The sequence below is a fragment of the Pseudomonas sp. Marseille-P9899 genome (assembly GCF_903166565.1).
GTDB classification, from domain to species: Bacteria; Pseudomonadota; Gammaproteobacteria; order Pseudomonadales; family Pseudomonadaceae; genus Aquipseudomonas; species Aquipseudomonas huaxiensis.
This window is the reverse complement of record NZ_CAESCG010000003.1, coordinates 180,533-202,384: the sequence shown is the minus strand read 5'-3', so window position 1 is coordinate 202,384 and position 21,852 is coordinate 180,533. Positions and strand designations below refer to the sequence as shown.

8 protein-coding genes are annotated in these 21,852 nt (G+C 62.7%); 6 read left to right on the top strand and 2 right to left on the bottom strand.

What is annotated here, in order from left to right; genetic code table 11:
* Positions 1-118 precede the first annotated feature (118 nt).
* On the bottom strand, positions 119-16,450 hold the full coding sequence (locus HWV67_RS16745; RefSeq protein ID WP_256680143.1) for an autotransporter-associated beta strand repeat-containing protein: 16,332 nt from the start codon (positions 16,448-16,450) through the stop codon (positions 119-121).
* Positions 16,451-16,882: 432 nt separating this feature from the next.
* Between HWV67_RS16745 and HWV67_RS16740 the strand changes: the two genes are divergently transcribed.
* Positions 16,883-17,125, top strand: a complete 243-nt coding sequence (locus HWV67_RS16740) for a hypothetical protein (protein WP_306167783.1) — start codon at positions 16,883-16,885, stop codon at positions 17,123-17,125.
* A gap of 3 nt (positions 17,126-17,128) precedes the next feature.
* Here the strand turns inward: HWV67_RS16740 and HWV67_RS16735 are convergent, their stop codons facing one another.
* Positions 17,129-17,410 (bottom strand): DUF3077 domain-containing protein, encoded by a 282-nt coding sequence (locus tag HWV67_RS16735; RefSeq protein ID WP_175652052.1) that lies wholly within the window; start codon positions 17,408-17,410, stop codon positions 17,129-17,131.
* A 114-nt stretch (positions 17,411-17,524) separates the two neighbouring features.
* On the opposite strand from HWV67_RS16735, the gene HWV67_RS16730 reads away from it, so the two are divergent.
* From HWV67_RS16730 to HWV67_RS16710, 5 genes are all read left to right on the top strand, one after another.
* Positions 17,525-17,770, top strand: coding sequence for a helix-turn-helix domain-containing protein (locus HWV67_RS16730; RefSeq protein ID WP_175652051.1), 246 nt, complete (start codon positions 17,525-17,527; stop codon positions 17,768-17,770).
* Between the two features lie 317 nt (positions 17,771-18,087).
* Complete coding sequence (locus HWV67_RS16725) at positions 18,088-19,440, top strand: tyrosine-type recombinase/integrase (protein WP_175652050.1); 1,353 nt, start codon at positions 18,088-18,090, stop codon at positions 19,438-19,440.
* Between the two features lie 11 nt (positions 19,441-19,451).
* Positions 19,452-20,042 carry a hypothetical protein gene (locus HWV67_RS16720; protein WP_110969632.1) on the top strand — a complete coding sequence of 197 codons (591 nt, stop codon included), beginning with the start codon at positions 19,452-19,454 and terminating at the stop codon, positions 20,040-20,042.
* A gap of 99 nt (positions 20,043-20,141) precedes the next feature.
* Positions 20,142-20,414, top strand: coding sequence for a helix-turn-helix domain-containing protein (locus HWV67_RS16715; RefSeq protein WP_110969631.1), 273 nt, complete (start codon positions 20,142-20,144; stop codon positions 20,412-20,414).
* A 127-nt stretch (positions 20,415-20,541) separates the two neighbouring features.
* Complete coding sequence (locus HWV67_RS16710; protein ID WP_175652049.1) at positions 20,542-21,339, top strand: hypothetical protein; 798 nt, start codon at positions 20,542-20,544, stop codon at positions 21,337-21,339.
* Positions 21,340-21,852: the final 513 nt, after the last annotated feature.

Here is a 21,852-nt window from a genome sequence, read left to right as displayed (position 1 = left end):
GTTCGGAACATAGCGCGGTTTGGGGCTGCTTTGCAGCCTTCGCGAGCAAGCTCGCTCCTACAGGGGACCGCGATTCCTGTAGGAGCGAGCTTGCTCGCGATGAGGCACAAGACTTACATCAGAAGCCCAGGCTGAAGCTCACAGTCACCGCATGGTCGCGGTTCTCGCTGGCCAGTTGACCCGAGTACCCCAGGCCCAGCTTGCCGGCCTTGCCAACACTCAGGTCCACACCCGCCTCGACCACCGCAGCATCCCGTGCAATCGGTACGCCCTCGCTGCTGAAGCCGGCGCCACCTTCAATGAAGCGCAGGTCCGCATCCGACTTGGTGTCGCCGAAGGCATGCCGCCAGCCGATGCTGCCGCGTGGCGTCAGGGTGCTGCCGTTGTCCAGCGCGAACGCCTTGCCAACCCGCAGGCCGACGGTGGAGAAGGTCACGTCCTGATCCGTACTGGCTTCCAGACGCCCTACCCCGCCTTTTTCATGGGCCTTGTCGCTGTCGTAGTTGACGTAGGCCAGACCTGCGAACGGTTCCAGCGCCACGCCACCGGCATCGATGGTGTACGCCACTTCACCGAACACCTGGGCGGTACGTGCCTTGTAGCTGGCTTTGAGGCGGTCGTTGTAGCTGCCCGCTTCGACGTAGCGCTTGCTGTCGATGTCGTGCCAGGTGTAGCCGGCGCCGACACGTGCGGCGAAGGCGTCCATCTGGTAGCTCAGGTAGGTGGTCAGGTGGTAGCTGTCCACCGAGGCGTCCTGCCCTTTGCCTTTGGCGTTGATGCTGCTGTTGGTGTAACCGGCGGCGATACCCAGGCGCCATTCGTCGTTGAGGCTGTTGTCGAAGCCGATCAGGAAACCGGACAGGTCACGGTCGATGTCGGCCGCGTTATGGCCGCCGTCGAAGTCACCCCAGCCGCCAACGGCACGGATCCAGCCCACACCTTCGCCATTGCAACCTTGACCGGTGGTCTGCTGGTTGCCGCTCGGTGCCAGTGCGCGGCGCGGGTCCTGCTCGTCGCTGCAACTGGCCTGGCGCATACGGTCGTTGACCGCATCGCGGATGTAGCGCGAATCCTCGATCAGCACGCTGGCGGTGCTGGCGTGGATCTCGCCGGACAGGCTGTCGAAGGCCTTCACCGCTGTCTCGCGATCACCGCTGATGATGGTGCTGCGCAGGCTGGCCGGAGCCGCTGCGCTGTCCAGTGCAGTGGCCACCGCACGTTGGTTGCCGGTTTCGGCGACGTCGGCGAAGGCCAGGCCGTTACGCGCCACCGACAGCGTGACGTTGTTGGCGCCGTAGTTGAGCGCCGAACTGAGGAACAACAGGCCCTTCAGGTTGTTTTCGGCAAAGGTGCCGTTCACACCGCCCGTGGCCGAGACCAGGGTGTAGGTGGTGTCGCCGGTGTAATTGCCCAGCCCCAGCACTTGCAACTCGCCGCCCAGGTTGGCGGTGCCGCCGACGTTGAGGTAGTTGGTCACGGTCGGCGTGACGGTGATAGCCAGAGTACCGTCGGTGGTGAAGTTACCCGCCACGCTCAGGTTATTGCCACCGGCGCCGGTCGTCACAGTGCCGTGGTTGACCAGCGAACCGACGCTGCCGGTACCGCTCAGGTTGGCGAGTTTGGCGACGGTAACCTGGGCACCGAGCACGGTCCCCGGGTTGGCCGCGTTGCCGACGATCAGCGTGCCCTCGTTGACGTCAAAGGCGCCGTTGGCCGGTTGGTTGCCGACCAGCAGCAGATCGCCAGTGCCTTGCTTGATGGTGGTGCCGGTACCGCTGAGTGTGCCGGTGAACTGACCGGACGCATCCTGCTGGAACACCAGGCTGGCGTTGTTGAGGATGTTGCCCTGCAGGCTGGTGGTGTTGCCCATCAGGGTACCGCCGCTGACGGTGGTGCCACCTCTGTAGGTATTGGCGCCGGTCAGGTACAGCGTGCCGGAGTCGAGTTTCTCGATACCGCCGGTGCCGACCAGCGGCGCCGAAATGGTGGTGGTGGCGCCGGCGTTGACCCGCACCGCGGCCAGGCTGCCGTCGGCGGCATTGACCGGTGCCAGTGCACCGCCCGTGCCGGCGACGACATTATAGCCATCGGTGAGGAACTGCATGCCGGTGAACGACTGCTGGCCGACCACGGTGACGGTGCCGCTGGCGCCGCCGAAGACCGCGAACTGACTGGTCCAGCCGGCGTTGCTGGTGCCGCTGGCGTTGGTCCAGTTGGTGCTCGAATCCCAGGTACCGTCGCCGCCGCTGATGGAGCCGTCCGGGTTGGTCTTGCCGCCGTTCCAGAATTGCAGGCTGTCCCCGCCGATCACCAGGTTGAGCTGGTTGGCGATCGCGGTCTGTAGGGTCAGGTCGCCCGGTACGGTGGTGCCTGGCAGGGTGCCATAGACCAGGCCGTTGTCGGTCAGGCTGCCGCCGTAGGTGAACAGTTGGTAGACACCCTGACCGAAGCCGCCGGCGTCGCTGATGTTCAGCGTACCGTCGAGCACCAGGTTGCCGGCCACCTTGACGATGGTGGTGGAACCGTTCGGCGCGCCCAGGGCGAAGTCGAGGTTGGTGCCCGACGACAGGTTGAGGTTGCCGACCGACAGCGGCGCGGTTGCGCTGCCCGCGGTCAGGGTGGCGCCGTTGGCCAGGCTGACGGTGCCGCTGTAGTTACCGCTGCCGCCGAGGCTGGCGCCACTGGCGACCTGCACGTTGCTGCTGGCCAGGGTGCCGTTGTTGACCAGGCTGCCGGCATTGACCGTGGTGTTGCCGGTGAAGCCGCTGTTGCCGGTGAGCAACAGTTGGCCGGTACCGTTTTTGGTCAGGCTGCCGGTGCCGGTGAGGTTGCCGGTGTAGCTGCCGTTGGCGTTCTGCTCGAAGGTCAGTGCCGCGTTGTTGACGATCGCGCCCTGCAGGCTGGTGGTATCGCCGCTGACACTGCCAGCGTTGATAGTGGTACCGCCGCTGTAGGCGTTGGCACCGCTCAGCACCAGCGAACCGTTGCCGTTCTTGACCAGGCTGCCGGTGCCAGTGATGGCGCCGCTCAGGGTGGTGTTCTGCACACCGGCCAGGGTCAGTTGGGCACCGAGGTTGATGGCGTTGCCCAATTGCAGCGCACCGGTGCTGTCGAGAGTACCGGCACCGGTAACGCTCAGGGCGCCGCTGCTCAGCGCGCCGTTGTTGCCCAGGGTCAGGGTGCCGGCGTTGAGGGTGGTACCGCCGCTGTAGGTGTTGACGCCGCTGAGGGTCAGGTTGGCGTTGCCATTCTTGACCAGACTGCCGGCGCCACTGACCACACCAGTGAGGGTCAGGGCGTTGCTGCCGCCGATGGCCAGCGCACCGTTGAGGATCGCGTTGTTGGCCAGAGTCACCGCGGTGTTGCTGTCCAGGGTGGTGCCGGCTGCGGCGGTCAGGTTACCGCTGCTCAGCGCAGCGTTGTTGCCCACCACCAGGGTGCCGCCGTTCAGCGCGGTGCCGCCGGTGTAGCCGTTGGCGCCGTTGAGTACCAGGGTGCCGCTGTCGAGCTTGGTCAGGGTCCCGCTGCCATTGATCGCCACGCCCAGGGTCGCGGTACTGCCGCTGTCGACCCGGATGTTGGTGGTGCCGCTGGTCAGCAGTTCGCCACCGATACCGCCGTTGAGCGCATAGCCATCGCTGACGAATTGCAGGCCGCCGATGGTTTGCGAGCCGTTGACGGTGATCGTGCCTGCGGTGCCTTGGAATACCGCGAAGGTGTCGTTCCAGGCGCGGTTGAGGGTGCCGTTGGCATCGGTCCAGTTGCTGTTGGTCACATCCCATACGCCGTAACCGCCATCCACCGCACCGTTGCCGACGATCTGGCCGCCGTCCCAGAACAGTACGGTCTCAGGACCGCCAACCACCAGGTTGACCTGGTTGTTGACCACGGTCTGCAGCAGCGCGTTGCCGGCCTGCACGGTGCCCGGGAGGGTGTTCAGGTCCAGACCGTTGTCGGTCAGGGTGCCGGTGTAACTCATGAGGCGGTAGACGCCGGAGCCGAAGCCGCCGGCATCGGTGATGTTGAGCTTGCCGTCCAGGGTCAGGTCGCCGGCGATATCGACCAGCGAAGGCTGGCCCGCCAGCGCCACACCGAGGCTGGCGTTGACGTTGGAGGTGTCGTTCAGCACCAGCGAACCGACATTGAGGGTGTCGCCGCCTTTGAGCACCAGGTTGCCGCCGTTGGCCACGGTGACGGTGCCGGCGAGGTCGCCGGTGCCGCCCAGCGAGGTGTTGCTGGCAACCGTGACCGTGTTGCTGGCGAGGCTGCCGTCGACCATCAGGCTACCGCCGCTGACGGTGGCATTGCCGCTGTGGGTGTTGCTGCCGGTCAGGGTCAGAGTGCCAGTGCCGTTCTTGTCGAGGCTGCCGGTACCGGTCAGGTTGCCGGCAAAGGTGCCGCTGCCGACCGACAGGGTGGTGCCGTTGTTGATATCGACGGTGCCCGCGCCGTCCAGATCGCCCAGGCTAAGGTTGCCGGCGAGGTTGAGGTCGGCGCCGCTGCTCAGGTTGATCTGCGACGGAGTGCCGAGCGATCCGCTGGTGGCGGTCAGGCGACCCGAGAGGATGTTGAGGATCCCGGCGAAGGTGTTGGCGCCGCTCAAGGTCAGGGTGTTCAGGCCGGCCTTGTTCAGGGTGCCGCTGCCGCTGACCACGCCGGACAGGGTCAGGTCGTTGCTGCCGGCCACTGTCAGGGTGCCGCCAACACCGACGTTGACGTTGTTGGCCACGGTCAGCGCGCTGGTGGTGTCCAGTTGCGAGGTACCGATGACGCTCAGAGTACCGGAGCCCAGAGCGCCAGCATTGCCCAGGGTCAGGTTGCCGTTGTTGAGGGTGAGGCCGCCGGCAAAATTATTAGCGCCGTTGAGGGTCAGGCGACCGGCACCGTTCTTGATCAGGCGATCGCTGCCACCGATCACACCGTTCAGCGTCAGATCGTTGGTGCCGTCCAGGCTCAGCGCCGCCAGCAGTTGCACGTTGTTGGCCAGGGACATGGCGCTGCTGGTATCCAGCGACGACAGGCCGCTCACCGTCAGGGTGCCACTGCCCAGCGAGCCGGCATTGCCCAGGCGCAGTTTGCCGGCCTGCAGGTTGAGCCCGCCGGTGAAACCGTTGAGGCCATTCAGGCTCAGGGTGCTGTTGCCTTGCTTGACCAGGCTGCCGGCACCGTTGACCAGACCGTTGAGGGTCAGGTCGTTGCTGCCGAGCAGGGCCAGGTTACCGGCGAGGTTGACGGTGTTGGCCACGGTCCTTGCCGAGCTGGCGTCCAGTTGGGTGCCGTTGGCGGCGTTGAGGGCGCCTTGGCCCAGCGCACTGTCGTTGGCCAGCACCAAGGTGCCGGCATTCAATGCCAGCGGGCCGCGGAAGGTGTTACTGCCGCCGAGGGTCAGTACACCGCTGCCATTTTTCGTCAGGCTGCCGGTGGCGCTGAGGCTGTCGCTGATCACACCGTTGAGGGCCAGCGCATTGCTGCCCGCAAGGTTCAGGTTGCCGGCAACAGCGATGTTGTTGACCAGGGCCACTGCCTTGTTGCTGTCCAGCGTAGTGCCGGTGGCAGTAGTCAGATCGCCGGTGCCCAGGGCACTGTTGCTGCCGACCACTAGGGTACCGCCGCTAAGCCGGGTGCCGCCGGTGTAGCCGTTGTTGCCATTGAGCACCAGGGTGCCGGTGTCCAGCTTGTTCAGGGTGCCGGTGCCGTTGACATCCAGCTCCAGCATCGCGGTGACGCCCGGATCGACGCGCACGGCGAACAGGCCATCGTTACGGTTGAGCACGTTCAGCGCATCGCCCGTGAGCACGTAGCCGTCGGTCATGAACTGCATGCCGTCGACGGTCATCATGCCGTTGGTGTTGCCCGAAGCGTCGACAGTGACCACGCCCGCGGCGCCCTGGAAGATCGCGAACTTGTTGAGCCACTCTTCGTTGGTTGCACCGTCGATAAGGGTCCAGTTGGTGGTGGTGGTATCCCACACGCCGCTGCCGCCCTCGATAGAGCCATTGGGCACGGTCCCGGCGCCGTCCCAGAACTGGAGGATCAGGTTAGGCGAGCTGACCCCTACGTTGACCTGTCCGGGGATAACCTGAAGTTGCAGTTCGAGAGTGCTCACCCCGCTCGGCAAGTTGCCGAAGACGAGGGAGTTGTTCACCAGCCCGCCGCCGTATTCGAACAGACGGTAGAGACCGTTACCGAAGCCGCCGGCATCGGTGATGTTCAGCGTGCCGTCGAGGGTCAGGTTACCGGCCACGCTGAACAACGCGTTGCTGCCGGTAACCGGCGAGCCAAGAGCGACATCGATCAAGGCGTTTGGTGCGAGTGTCAGCGAGCCGAGGCTCAATTGGCTGCCGCTGGTTCCAGCCAGATGACCGTTGTTGGCAACGCTGCCCAAGCCGCCGACCGAGCCGGTACCCGTCAGGGTCGCATCAGATCTGACGGAGAGCCCGCCACCGTTCAGCGCGCCAGTGACGTTCAGGGTGCCATTGGTGACCTGGCTTGCACCGGCCAGGTTGCTGATCCCGCTCAGTTCCAGCACACCACCGCCGATCTTGTTCAACGAGCCATTGCCGCCGAAGGAGCCGGCGAACACGCTGTCGGCACCTGTAGCACCCAGCGACAGGGTGCTGCCGATACCGACGTTGGTGATACCGGAGCCAGTCAGCGAGCCAACGCTAGTGTTGCCGTTGATGTTGAGAATGGTGCCGGTGCCGATGTTGACCAGGCTCGGAGTACCCAGCGCACTGCCGCCTTGTGAAGTGACCGTACCGCTGGTGATATCCCAAGTGCCGCTGAAGCCGTTGTTGTTGCCGCTCAGGATCAGGTCGTCCGCACCAGCCTTGATCAGGTTGCCGCTGCCGCTCAACTGGCCGGCATAGGTCAGCGCGCCAGCGGTGTTCAAGGTCAGATCACCGTTGACCACGATGGCATTGGCAAGGATCAGCGCCTGGGTGTTGAGCAGGGTCGCGGTGCCGTTGGCGGTCAGGACGCCGGTGCCCAGCGCGCCGCTGTTGTTGATCGAGAGGGTGCCGCCGTTCAGCACGGTGCCACCGGTCCAGGTGCTGTTAGTGCCCGTCAAGGCCAGGGTGCCGGTGCCGGATTTGACCAGTTGGCCGCCGCCGCTGATCACGCCACTCAGGCCCAGATCGTTGGCACCGTTGACGGCAAGGCTGGCGTTGAGCGCCACGTTGTTGCCCAGAACTACGGCGCTGTTGCTGCTGTTGAGGCTCGAAGTGCCGTTGACCTGCAGGGCGCCAGTACCCAGCGCGCCATTCTGGCCGGCGATCAGACCGCCGGCGTTGAGGGTGGTGCCGCCGGCGTAGCTGTTATTGCCGTTGAGGGTCAGGACGCCTGGGCCATTCTTGGTCAGTTGGCCCGCACCATCGATTGTGCCGTTAAGGGTCAGGTCGGCGCTGCCGCCGATGCCCAGCGAGCCCAACAGGTGCAGGTTGTTGGCCAGCGCCAGGGCGATGCTGTTATCCAGCGCGACGTTGTTGTTAGCGGTCAGGTCGCCGGTGCCCAGCGCACCGTTGGTGGCGAGGATCAGCTTGCCACCGTTGAGGGTGGTGCCGCCGGTGTAGGTGTTGGTGTTGCTCAGGGTCAGATCAGCCGTACCGTTTTTGGTCAGGCTGCCAGCGCCGTCGATCACACCGTTGAGCACCAGCTTCTGCGCGCCGGCCAGGGTCAGGTTGCCGGTGAGGGTCAGGGCATTGGCCAGGCTGAGGTCGGTGGTGTTGTCCAGCGTACCGCCGGCGGCGGTGAGCTTGCCGCTGCCCAGCGCCGTGGCGGAACCGATTGCCAGGGTACCGGCGTTCAACTGGGTGCCGCCCTGATAGGTGTTGGTGCCCGACAGGGCCAGAATGCCCGCGCCGTTCTTGATCAGCGTCCCCGCGCCAGTGACGTTGCCGCGCAGGCCCAGGTCATTGCTGCCGGCCACGGTCAGATTGGCGCCCAGGTTGACGGCGTTGCCGACGGTGACAGTGGCGTTGCTGTCCAGCGTCGATGCGCCGGTGACATTGAGCGTGCCGTTGCCCAGCGCGGTGTTGTTGCCCAGCACCAGGGTGCCGGCTGCGAGGTTGGTCGCGCCGCCATAGCTGTTGGCGCCGGTGAGGGTGAGCACGCCCGCGCCGGTTTTCATCAGGCCGCCACTGCCGCCCACCACTCCGTTGAGGGTGATGTCATTGCCGCCGTTGAGGGTCAGGTTGGCGCCGAGGTTGACGGCGTTGGCCAGGATCACTGCGGTGGAGCTGGCCAGGGTCGCCGCGCCGCCGACATTCAGGGCGCCGAGGCCGAGGGCGAGGTTGTTGCCCAGGGTCAGGGTGCCGCCGTTGAGGCCGGTGTTGCCCAGGTAGCCGTTGATACCGTTGAGGGTCAGGTTGGCGCTGCCGTTCTTGGTCAGGCCACCGTTACCGTTGACGACACCATTGAGGGTCAGGTCGGCGGCACCGCTCAGATTCAGGTTGCCGGCGACATTGATTGCGTTGCCCAGCACCGTGGTGCCGGTGTTGCCGAGGGTGGTACCCGCGGCCGCATTCAGGGCGCCCAGGCCCAGCGCGGTGTCGCTGCCCACCACCAGGGTGCCGGCGTTGAGCGCGGTATCGCCGAGGTTGCCGTTGTTGCCGGTCAAGGTCAGGACACCGGCGCCATTTTTGATCAGGCCGCCAGCACCGTTGATAAGGCCGGTCAGGGTCAGGTTGTTGCTGCCGCCGATGTTCAGGCCGCCGAGGACGTTGAGGTTGTTCGCCAGAGTCACGGCGCTGTTGCTGTCGAGGGTCGTGCCAGCCGCAGCGTTGACCTGACCGGAGCCCAGCGCGCCGTTGTTGCCGATGACCAGGGTGCCGCCCGCCAGGGTGGTGTTGCCCTGGAACGTGTTGACGTTGTTCAGCACCAGCGTGCCGCTGCCAGCCTTGTTCAGGCCCGCAGTGCCGCTGACCACGCCGTTCAGGGTCAGGTTGGCGCTGCCCGGCAGGGTGAGGTCGGCACCGAGGTTGACGCCATTGGCCAGCGTCAGTGCGCTGCCGCTGCTCAAGCTCGAGGCACCGGTAACATTGAGGACGCCGCTACCCAGCGCACCGCCGTTGCCGAGGATCAGGCCGCCGGCAGCCAGGGTGGTGCCACCGACATAGGTGTTGACGCCATTGAGGGTCAGGTTACCCGCGCCGTTCTTCACCAGCCCGCCCGCACCGCTGGTGGTGCCGTTGAGGGTCAGGTCGTTGCTGCCGGCCAGAGTCAGGGTCGCGCCCAGGTCGATCAGGTTGGCCAGGGTCAGCGCGGCGCTGTTGTCCAGCGTGCCGGCGCCGGCCACGTGCAGGGTGCCGCTGCCCAGAGCGAGGTTGTTGCCCAGCACCAGGCTGCCGGCGTTCAGGGTGGTGCCGCCAACATAACCGTTGGCGCCGTTGAGGGTCAGGCTGCCGCTGCCATTCTTGACCAGGCTGCCGGTGCCATTGATCACACCGCCGAGGGTCAGCGGGTTGCTGCCGGCAATGTTCAGCGCACCGAGCAGGTTGATGCCGTTGCCCAGGGTCACGGCGGTGTTGCTGTCCAGCGTGGTGTTGTTGGCGGTGGTCAGCAGGCCGCTGCCCAGCGCGAAGTTGTTGCCCACGACGAGGGTGCCGCCGCTGAGCCGGGTGCCGCCGGTGTAGCTGTTGTTGCCGTTGAGCACCAGGGTGCCGCTGTCGGCTTTGTTCAGCAGGCCGCTGCCGGTGAGGCCGAGATTCAGGGTCGCGGTGCGGCCCGGATCGACACGCACGGTGGCGGTGCCACTGTCGCTGTTGACTAGGTTCAACTGGCCCGCGACGCCGCTGTTGAGTACATAACCATCGGTGACGAACTGCAGACCGGTAACGGTCTGGGTGCCGTTGACCGCGACCGTGCCCGCCGCGCCCTGGAACACTGCGAAGTTGCTGCTCCAGTCGCGGTTGCCGGTGCCGTTGACGGTGGTCCAGTTGGTGGTGAGCGCATCCCACACGCCGTTGCCACCCTGGATGGTGCCGTCGCCGAGCAGACCGGTACCGTCCCAGAACAGCACGCTGCCGTTGGCGCCGCCGACCAGCAGGTTGATCTGATTGGCGATCGCCAGTTGCACTTCAAGGTCGCCCGCCTGCACGCCGCTCGGCAGGGTGCCGAGGACGAGACCGTTGTCGGTGAGCGTGCCGGCGTAGTTGATGATCTGATAGATACCGGCGCCGAAGCCGCCGATGTCGCTGACATTCAGGTTGCCGTCGAGGGTCAGGTTACCGCCCACGGTGATCAGCGGGCTGCCACCGGTAGACGGCGAGCCGAGGCCGATATCGAGGTTGGAATTGCCGCTGAGCACCAGTGAGCCGAGGCTCAGGTTGGCGCCGCTGTTGGCGGCCAGGTGACCGCCATCGGCCACGGAAACCGCACCCGCCAGCGAACCGCTGCCGGTCAGGGTGCCGCCGTTGTTGACCTGCACTACGCCACTGGCGACCGAACCGGTGACGTTCAGCACGCCGCCGTTGATCTGGGTGTTGCCGGCGTAGATGTTGATGCCGGCCAGTTCCAGAGTGCCGTTGCCGACCTTGATCAGGCCGCCATCGCCGTTCAGCGCGCCATTGAACACGCCGCTGAGATTGCCGGTGCCGACGGTCAGGTTGGCGCCGGTGCCGAGGTTGATCGCACCGCTGCCGCCGAGGGTGCCGACGCTGCCGCTGGCGCCCAGGTTGAGGTTGGCGCCAGCGCCAACGTTGACCAGCGAGGTGTTGCCGAGCGCGCCGGTGCCGACGGTGGTCACGCTGCCGGACAGGATGTTCAGCGCGCCACTGAAGGTATTGGTGCCGCTCAGGGTCACGTCAGCCAGGCCGGTCTTGATCAGACCGCCAGTGCCGCTGATCACACCGCCCAACTCCAAGGCTTTGGTGCCCGCCAGGGTCAGGTCGGCGCCCAGAGCAATCGCGTTGCCCAGTGCGAACGCCGCGCTGTTGTCCAGGGTCGCCGCGCCGCTCACGTTAAGCGTGCCGCTGCCCAACGCTGCTGCGTTGCCGAGGGTCAGGGTGCCGGCGGCCAGCGTGGTGCCGCCGACGTAGGTGTTGACCCCGTTCAGGGTCAGGTTGCCCGCGCCGGTCTTGACCAGGCCCGCGGCACCGTCGATGACGCCGTTGAGGGTCAGGTCGCTGTGGCCGACCAGGGTCAGGTTGGCGCCCAGAGTAATAGCGTTGCCCAGCGCAAACGCCGAGGTGGTATCCAGATTGGCCGCGCCACTGACGTTCAGCTTCAGCGCGCCGCTGCCCAGTGCCAAGGCATTGCCGAGGGTCAGGGTGCCTGCGGCCAGGGTGGTGCCGCCGGCGTAGGTGTTGACGCCGGTCAGGGTCAGGTTGCCGGCGCCGGCCTTGATCAGGCTGCCCGTGCCGCCGATGACGCCGCTGAGGGTTTGGTCGGCGCTGCCGCCGATGGTCAGGGCGGCATTCAGGTTGACCTGGTTGGCCAGGTTGATCGCGGTGGTGCTGTCGAGGGTGCCGGCGCCGTTGACGTTCAACGCGCCAGTGCCCAGGGACAAGCTGTTGCCCAGTTGCAGGGTGCCGCCCTGCAGGTTGGTGCCGCCCGCGTAGGTGTTGGCCGCGTTCAGGCTCAGGGTCGCGCTGCCCTGTTTGGTCAGCGCGCCGGTGCCGCTGACCACGCCGTTGAGCGCGATGTCGGCGCTACCGCCGATCGCGGTGTTGCCGCCCAGATTGATCAGGTTGGTGATGGCCAGGGCGGTGGTGGCATCCAGGGTGGTGCCTGCCGCAGTGTTCAAGGTGCCCGAACCCAGCGCGCCGCTGCTGCCCAGTTTCAGGATGCCGGCGTTGAGGTTGGTATTGCCTTGGTAAGTGTTGTTGCCGGACAGAACCAGGGTCGCGCCGCCGGACTTGGTCAGGCCGCCGGTACCGGCGATGTCGCCGGTGAGGGTCAGGTCATTGCTGCCCAGCACATTCAGATTGCCGTTGACGGTGATGCCGTTGGCGACGCTGAGGACTTTGTTGGCGTCCAGCGAACCGCCATTCGCGGTTAGCGTGCCGCTGCCCAAGGCGGTGGTGGCACCGAGCACCAGATTGCCGCTGTTGAGGACGGTGCCGCCGGTGTAGGTGTTGGCGCCATTGAGGATCACGCTGCCGGTGCCGGACTTGGTCAGCCCGGCGGCGCCGTCGATCACACCGTTGAGCGTCAGGTTGGCGCTGCCCGGCAGGATCAGGCCGGCGTTCAGGTGAATCGCATTGGCGATGGCCTGCGCGCCCGCGCTGGCGAGGTTGGCGACGCCGGCGACAGTCAGGTCGCCGGTGCCCAACGCCAGACCGCTGCCGACAGTCAGAGTGCCGTTGTTCAAGGTGGTGCCGCCCTGGAAGGCGTTGGCACCCGTGAGGGTCAGGTTGGCGTTGCCGTTCTTGATCAGGCCGCCAGTGCCGCTGACCACGCCTTGCAGGTTCAGGTCGGAGGTACCGCCAACATTGACGGCGCCGTTGAGGGTCACCGCATTGCTCAGCGCGAGCGCCGTGCTGGCATCCAGGGTGGTGCCCGCCGCCGCGACCAGGGCGCCCTGCCCCAGCGCGCTGGCGTTGCCGAGCATCAGCCTGCCGGCGTTCAGAACGGTATTGCCGACGTAGGTGTTGACGTTGCTGAGGGTCAGGTCAGCCACACCGTTCTTGATCAGGCCGCCATTGCCGGTAATCACGCCGGTCAGGCCGAGGTTGTTGCTGCCGCCGATGGTCAGGTCAGCGCCAAGGCTGAGGCGGTTGCCAATATTGAGCGCTGTAGTGCTGTCGAGAGTCGAGGTGCCGCCGACGATCAGCGTGCTGCTCCCCAACGCCTGGGCGTTGCCCACCTGGAGGACACCGGCATTGAGCACGGTACCGCCCGTGTAGGTGTTGGCCCCATTGAGCGTGAGCGTGGCCGCGCCGTCCTTGGAGATCCGGCCGACGCCGGCGACCACGCCATTCAGACGCAGGTCGGCACTACCGCCGACATACAGGATGCCGCCGAGGTTGACCTGATTGTCGATGGCCACCGCTGCATTCGAATCCAGCCCGGTGCCCGCCGCCGTATTCAGGATGCCGAGACCCAGCGCAGTATTGCTGCCGAGTACCAGCGTGCCGCCATTGAGGTTGGTGTTGCCCAGGTAGGTGTTGGTGCCACTCAGGGTCAGGCTGGCGGTGCCGGCCTTGGTCAGGCCGCCGGTGTGGGTGATGTTGCCGGTCAGGGCCAGGTCGTTAGTGCCCGACAGGTTGAGATTGCCGGTCAGGCTGATGGCGTTACCGACGGTCAGGGCCGCGAGAGCGTCCAGGGTGGTGCCGTTGGCCGTGCTCAGTGTGCCGGTACCCAGCGCGGTGTTGCTGCCCAGACTCAGGGTGCCGCTGCTCAGTACAGTGCCGCCGCCGTAGCTGTTGTTGCCAGACAGCAGCAAGACGCCCGCGCCAGTTTTGGTCAGGCTGCTGGTGCCATCGATCACGCCAGTGAGGGCCAGGGAACCGTTGACCGGAGTGGTCAAGGCGCCGTTGAGGTGAATGGCGTTGCCCAGCGTCAGCGGACCGACGCCCGCCAGCGTTGAGGCGCCACCGATGCTCAGGTCGCCGCCGCTCAGCGCGGCCGCGTTGGCCACGGTCAGGGTCCCGGCGTTCAGAATGGTGCCACCCAGGTAGGTGTTGACGCCGTTCAGGGTCAGGTTGTAGATGCCGTTCTTGACCAGACCGCCCGCGCCGTCGACTACGCCCGTGAGGGTGAGGTCCGCGGAGCCGCCGATGTTCAGCAAACCGTTGGCGGTGACTGCATTGTTCAGGGTCAGTGTGGAAATGACATCCAGCGTGGTGCCGCCGGACGCGACCAACTCGCGTTGGCCGAGAGCGCCGGCATTGCCAAGCACCAGGCGCCCGGCGTTCAGTTGAGTGTTGCCCTGGAAGTTGTTGATGCCGCTGAGGGTCAGGTCGGTACTACCGTTCTTGATCAGACCACCGGTACCGCTGATGGTCCCGCTGAGGCCAAGGTTGGCGTTGCCGTCGATGATCAGGTCGCCGCCCAGGTTGACAATGTTGCCGACGGTCACTCCGGTGCTGGCGCCAAGGGTGGCGCCAGCACCGGTGGTCAGGGCGCCCGTGCCGAGCGCGCTGGCGGAGCCGACGAGCAGCGTGCCGCTGTTGAGGCTGACTCCGCCCGAAAAGTTGTTGTTGCCGCTGAGGGTCAGGGTGGCCGCGCCGTTCTTGGTCAGCGAGCCGCCGCTGACAAGCAGCCCGGTAAGGGTGAGGTCATTGCTGCCGCCGATGCTGACGTTGCCGCCCAAGGTGATATTGTTACTCACCGTTCGCGCAGCATCGGTGTCGAGCGTGGTACCGGCGCTGGCTGCCAGGGTACCGGTACCCAACGCGTTGTTGTGGCCGATGATCAACTTGCCGTTCTGCAGCTTCACACCGCTGGTGAAGGTGTTGTTGCCACTGAGGGTCAGGTCGGCCGCACCGGTTTTGACCACACCGCCGCTACCGGAACCCGTGATAGTGCCGCCGAGCTTCATGGCGTTATTGTTGAGCAGGGTCAGGGCGTTGGTGCCCATGGCGATGTTGTTGGTCAGGGTGACAGCAGTGTTGGCGTCGACGCTGGTCGCAGCGCCCACCGTCAGCGTGCCTGTGCCCAGGGCCAGATCGTTCCCCACGATCAGGCTGCCCGCGCTGAGGGTCACGCCGCCGCTGTGGTTGTTTGCGCCATTGAGGGTCAGCGTGGTGCCCGCGCCGGTCTTGAGCAGGCTGCCGGAGCCGCTGGTCTGGCCGTTGAGGATCAGGTTGTTGGTGCCGGTGACGGTCAAGGCGCCGTTGAGGGCCAGGTTGTTGGTCAGGGTCCGGGCGGCAGTGCTGTCCAGGGTAGTGTTGTTGCTCGTAGTAATGAGCCCGCTGCCGGCGGCCGAATCATTGCCGAGGATGACCTTGCCGGCCGAGAGATTGAAGCCGCCGGAGAAGTTGTTGGCGCCGCTGAGGGTCAGGTCGCCCAAGCCGGTCTTGCTGACGGCTCCCGCGCCACTCAATCCACCGCTCAGGGTCAGCGCCGTCGAGCCGGTCAGGCTCAACCCAGCGGTGAGCAAGAAGTCGTTGGTGACCGTCATCCCCGAATTGTTTTGCAGGCTGGAGGCGCTGTTGACCGTGACCTGGGTGCTGCCCAGTCCCCCGGCGTTGCCCAACTGCACGAGGCCACCGTTGAGAATGGTGCCGCCGGTATGGTTGTTAACCGTGTTGAGGACCAGAGTGCCAATGCCGGTTTTGGTCAGGGCACCTGTGCCAGTGGTGGCAGAGTTGAGGGTCAGCGTGTTGCCACCCGACACCGTCAGGCCGCCGGCACCGATACTTATGTTGTTGGTCAGGGCCAGGCTTGACGCATTCGCCTGCAGCGTGCCGCCATTGGCAGTGATGAGGCCGGTGCCCATGCCGGCGGCGTTATCGAAGGCCAGGCTGCCGCCGTTGAGGGCGGTAGTGGTGGTGCCGGTCAGCACAGGGCCCGACAGGGTCCAGGAGCCGCTGTTGACGGTCAGATTGCTGAAGTTGATGTAGTTGGCGCTGGAGATAGTGCCGCTGCCTGTAGTGCCCGAGCCGGTGCCGGTCACGGCGTTCTGCAGAATCAGGTTGTTGGCCTTGCCCGCACCGCCATCAACCGTACCGGTGGCGGCATAGGAGACTTGGGGAAGGATAGATATCGTCAGAAGACTGCCCACGCCATCAGCCTTCAGCACCTGCGAACCGGTAACCGCAGTGAACGTGTTGGCTCCCGTGCCAGTGGCACCCATCGACAGACTGCCGGTGAGGATACCGGCGTTGATGAACTGGTTACCCAGCGCCGAACCCTGCAGACCGATGCGCCCGGTGATTTCCCCGGTGGGCTGGTTGGTGAACTTGACCTGGCCGCCACCCTGGACCACTACGACGGGTATATCGGCCTCTGCAATCTGAACCCCGAGTATCGCCGTGGCACCAATAGTGCCGGTGTTGATAATGGTGGTTGTCCCGCCAGCGCCGTTCGTCAACTCCAGAGCCACGCCGGTCAGCACTCCCAGAGGCCCGGCCCCCAGGTCCAGCAACGAGGATCCCTTGATCATCCCGTTGTTGGTGATGTTCATGATGGAGTTGTTGGTGTTGCCGACTTTCGCACCGGAGGTCAGCAAGGACAAACCGATGAGCAGCGAAGGGTCGACCCTGCCGTTGTTGATAAAGGTCGTATTGTTACCGGTGAGGGCTACTGCCGACCCGAGGTTGACCACAGCTGGCTGAATCTGCGCGCCGGCGGCGACCGTTACCTGCATGTTGTTGACCGCCGAAGTGATCCCCAGCATCGACGCCGAACAAACTACCGACGCACCCGCAGAGAACGCTGGGGTACAGGCCGCCAGTGCGGCGGGGCTGGACAACCCTGCAATCAGACCGGCAACCGCGAGGCTGACAGCCAGGGGCAACGGAGCGAAACGAACGGGCAATGCTTTCCTGGCGACTCTTCTGTCCACGGGCGACTCCTTCGTGGATCAGGCGAATCCGTCCTTGAAATGCGTGCCGGAGCGTGAATAACCTCCCCTTGGAAATACACACACTGCGCGTCGAACAGCCTGACCTTGGCGACTACTGGTTCCATTTGGGGTGAATATGTAGCCGAAAAATTGGATCCACGCCGGACAATTCGTACGTTCACTTAGTATTAATACTTCCTGATTAGTAGCCGGTTTCGCGGGGCGAAAGCGATGTAGAGCGTGGCCTTGAGCCGACGAACGGTAAGAGTGATGGGAAAAAGGTTTGTATTCAGTGTGATGCGGGAATTTGTGTCTGAATATTACAAACCTGACCGAATGGATGGTTTTGAATTGCCGCCTATTCGACCGAATAACCATGCACTCAATGCGTGGTTTGTCGGTGATGGTTGAGATATCGTTTCGACATCAGCCATGGAAAGCACCTACATGCTCGATTTCTTTTCATCCCTGTTCTTCGAACTCATTGCCCCTGTTCTCCGGGCCTTGTTCTACCCCCTCGGCTGGCCCGTCGTGAAACTCATCACGCTCGGACGGTATCCACTGAAAGGCTCCTGGCTCCGTGATACCCGGCAGGCTGATATCACCGCGATCATCGGCCTGGCCGTCGCGTTGGTCGGCATGATGGCTGCGCTTCAGCAGTTCAGGGTTGCTTAGGGGTCAGCTCCGAATACTTGCCGCCACGTCATCGATGATCGCCTTCACCTCTCCCCCCAGATAATGCGCCGCCCAGACCACGGCCCCACTGTCGTCATCCGCCCCACCGATCAACGTGAGCCGGTTGATGCAATCCATCAGCACCGATGCATGTGACAAGGCTTCCTCGCAGGGAATCGCGGGATTGGTGCGGAAGAGCGGATCGGTTGTGCCGGTGGGATGGCCGAAGGTCGCCGTACCAGTGGTGATGAGGGTTGGCGAGCGGCTATTGGCTTGGGAATTCATGGCGAGCTTCAACCTGTTCCTTGGAATGAAATCGAAGCCTAACAAAAACCCATTTTGGGATAAACCTATTTCAGGTTTATTAGGTGAGTCGGCTATTCAACCGGCGACCCAAAAATGAAAACCATCCACACAGCGTCCTACCAACACCTGCTGGTATTGCTTATCGAGGCGCGCAAGGCTGCAGGACTGACTCAACGAGAACTCTCAGAGACGCTGGAGCGACCCCAGTCCTATGTCTCAAAATTTGAGCGAGGTGAGCGAAGACTGGACGTCATCGAATTTCTCGAGATAACCAGAAGCCTTGGAATTGATCCTCACCCCATACTGGGTGAGATCTATTCGATGCTGAAGGCCGCGTAATCCGACAGTGCCAGGACTTCGACTTCGATAGTGACCAGATAAACGAAAACCGCCACAAGGGCGGTTTCATTGGAGCTTCCAGAACTTGCTGAAACATCCCGGAAGAAATCATGGTGCCGGAGACAGGAATCGAACCTGCGACCTTCGCGTTACGAGTTAGATGCTCGTATGCTTTACCAATTTTCATCACCCCTTACAGACCTATGCAGAATGGGGCTTTCAGCTTAGTCTTGGCTTAACGAACCATCACCGAGATGGACCATTTTTGATAGCCCGCGCTAGCCCAGTGCTAGCCAGCGATTCAGGTTGAAGCCACGATGAAGCTGAAGTTCACCAAGACCGCCCTGATGGCCATCGAGCCGCCAGCCATTAACCGCTTGAACGTCTACGACACAGAGATACCCAAGTTGGTACTTCGCATTACCGCTGCAGGCAGCCGTACCTTCTATGTGATCAAGCGGGTTGCCGGCGCCATGGAGTGGATCAAACTCGGATCCTTCCCCGAGATGACGGTCGAGCAGGCTCGTACCAATGCACAGAAGGTGCTCAGCGAATTCGCCACTGGGGCCAATCCAGCAGCAGTCCGTCGAGCGATCCGAGAGGAGCCCACTTTCCTCGACGTGTTCCAGCAGTACCTGTCTGAAAAGAAAAAGCGCGACGGCTCCCCGCTTAGTGAACGCACCAAGCGCGACTATACGGATGTGGTGAACATGTATCTGGCGCCAATCCATAGCAGCAAGCTGTCGCAGATAACACGGTCCGAGATCAAGACGATTCACTCCAGGACGACGAAGAAAAGCCCCGCTCAAGCTGATCGCGCGATCATCGTCGTATCGTCGGTCTACAACTTCGCAGCAGACCTCGAACTGTTCACCGGCAGCAACCCTGCAAGCCGTATCCAAAAGAACCCCGCTCCATCACGGGATCGATTTGCCTTGGGCCCCGAGCTTCCTTATCTGATGGAGGCCATCGCAGAGTCAGATCTTTGCGACTTCTTTTTGTTGTCACTATTGACCGGCGCACGCCGCTCTAACGTGCAGGAGATGGCATGGCGCGATCTCGACCTCGACGCGGGCATCTGGCGTCTTGGCATGACCAAAAACGGAACCCCGCAAAACGTCACCCTCTCCCCGCAGGCCGTAGCCACACTGAAGAACCGGCAACCGCAAAAGAAGGGCTCCAGTTTTGTTTTTCCAGGAACGGGGAAAACTGGACACCTGGTCGAGCCAAAGAAGGCGTGGGCAACCGTGTTACGCCGTGCCAGCATGAGACGCTTGCTGGATCTGCTGGAGAAAGAGGAGAAGCTGAGCAGCGAAGAACGCCAGACCGCCGACTTCGAACTTCTGACTGCTTCGGCAAAAGCAGAAAGGAAATACCGGGCACTGGCAGATAGCCTCGCCATAGATACGGCTTCGTATGACATGACCGATCTACGCATTCACGATCTGCGCCGCACGCTTGGCAGTTGGCAGGCGAAAACCGGCGCCTCGCTGGCGATCATTGGCAAAAGCCTCAACCACAAGACCCATCAGGCGACGCAGATTTATGCTCGCCTAGACCTGGACCCAGTTCGCCAATCGGTCAACACCGCAATACAAGCGATGCTTGAGGCTTCGGGTTTGAAGGAGCCCGCCAAGGTGCTTGATCTACACCAGAACCATCGCAAATGAATGGAGACGCAATGACTATCGAAATCGCCAATCATCAAGCCCAACTCAAACGACAGCTTGCGGCGGTCGAGCTACTGGAGAAGGAATTCCTCGGTTTCCTTTGGGCAGACATTCCCGCAACTCCCGAGCAGCTTTTAGAGCGATTCGAACGGCTTTTTTCTGAATTAGATTTATCAGAAGGGTTGTCGCCGATCCTCGTTATGCAACTCTTCGAACGCCTTGAGCAAAAATCTTTTCACGAGATACGAAAACCTACGGCGCTTGCCGAAACAACTCGCCCCGAAGAGTTAGGTAAGTATTTGCCCCCAAGGTTTATCGAGAACGCGAATGCGGTTCGCACACACGCCTACAAGGAAATGCAATCTAGGCAAGCTAGCTCAGCCAGCAAAGGGCCTCGTCCCGCCCAAAATCACATAAATCGCGAAACGGTAGAACGGATGCTGGCACAGCGGATCACGAGTGGAGAATTCAATCTAAATGACAAGAAAGCTCCCGTAAAATTTGCTGAGGAGGTGTGTACAGTATTTGAGCAACTGAACCGCCCGCAGACGGTCGTGAAATGGGTCAAAAAATTTATAGAACACCAAGCGCCATCAGTGTAACGACATACCGATTCGCTTACCGGAGACTAGCCCTGACCGGTCAAAACCTGCAGGACACCATGTAGTCCTGCCAAGCTTAATTCCGCACAGGGCTTCTCCATGCAAGACACAAGCACCAATCAAATCGAGGCAATCAAGACCGAAATTGCCGCGCAACTTGGCTACGATCCCAAGACCCCTCCCGTCCATGTAGACGACAAGCAAGCAGCCCAGATCCTGGGCGTGAAGGTCAGCACTCTCTCCGTCTGGCGCTCTACCGGTCGCTATAACCTCCCCTTCCTCAAAGTCGGTCGCTTGGTGCGCTACCGACTGAGCGGGCTGGCCGAGTTCATGGCTCGCCGCACTGCCGACCACACCGGGAAGTCCCTCTGAGTCAAGCCGACTTTTCTCGGCGGGCTTTCACCGTGGCGCTTGTGCACTTCTCCGAGGTGAGCATAAGCGCTGCGCGAATCGACTTTTCCTGCACCTCATCAATAATTACATCAGCTCAATAGCAAACATGCTCATTCGACTACTTAAAAAAGGTGACGAAGTTAGTATCGACTTAGGACGACTAGCTATTCGCCCGAAGAGCAAGAAGGTAGTACCACAAGAATGGCTGAGTGAACATTCAGACGCGATTATAAAAGATATCCTTTCTGGCCTAGGGATAGACTCATACCAGTATTATGATTATGGAGCTGACTTTTATGGAACGAAAAAATCTGGGGGCGTAACCCTTCATTTTCGCTCCGTGGTAAAAAGGACCCACGCCTATGCGATTTACAATGCTGATTTATCTCGTTCAAGAAACACGGTAGCAGGCAAGAAAGGAGGGAGGTTACCCGCTGGCCAATTTCGAATTAACAACCAGCGGTGGGGCTTTCACAAATTCTGGGAGCGCTCCGGCCTGAAGTTCCCTGCTCGCTTATCCTCATTCCACGACTACATGGGCAACCTGAAGGGAATTCTGTTCATCGCCGACGGTAGCGACAGTGGCTCCGAACGCCTCGATAAAAAGACATTGCGCCCCCTCTCAGTAACTGCTGAGGAGATAGAGAGGGCCTTTCTGGCAGACAACAGCCTGACAGGCTTCAGCCAAAAGGCAGACAATTTCCGGACATCTCTGCCAGACAAGGAACTCGCTCCAGGCCACGGGAAACAAGGCTCACAGACAAGATCAAACACGTGCAGCTCGCGGCACGGTAAAGCGGTAAACAGGAGCAGGGGTGTGGTACACCATTTGCCAACGCCGGAAACGCTTGCTCTGGAGGAAGAGCACGAAAAATGGCTAGAAGGCTACTTCGGCAAAACTTAGACAGTTGCAGCCAGATTAATGCTACCGCACAGCGGTGGTGAGCCTGTCATTCAAAGACGACAGCTCACCACCCTCCCCCTATTGAAGCAAGCTACTGCAGCTTTAGTGATTCCGCATGAGCGTTTCGATCGCCGTCAATTGCGCTGGCGTAATACGGAGACCGAGTGTATTGATTCGGTGGAGCCACTCCTCGGCACTCAACTGCTCGCCACACCTCACGAGATATCCGAAATCAGCAATTGCCTGTTGAAGTGATTCAACCATGTCGAAGTAGACCGGGCCGCCATCAAATCTCACGCTGAGCCAACCGAACCAGAAACGTCTGATGCCAAACCTGGATTGGAGATGCTTCCTCTCCCCAGCCCGCCTGCCCTCCTGCTCAAGCAGCACGCCTCTCCGCGCCCCATCCATGGATGCTCTCTCTTGTCGTATGACGGTTAACCGCGAACTGGGCCCAACAAGCCAAACTCAAAAAATGGGTCGTAAATACCGTGGCCGTATAGGCATCATAAC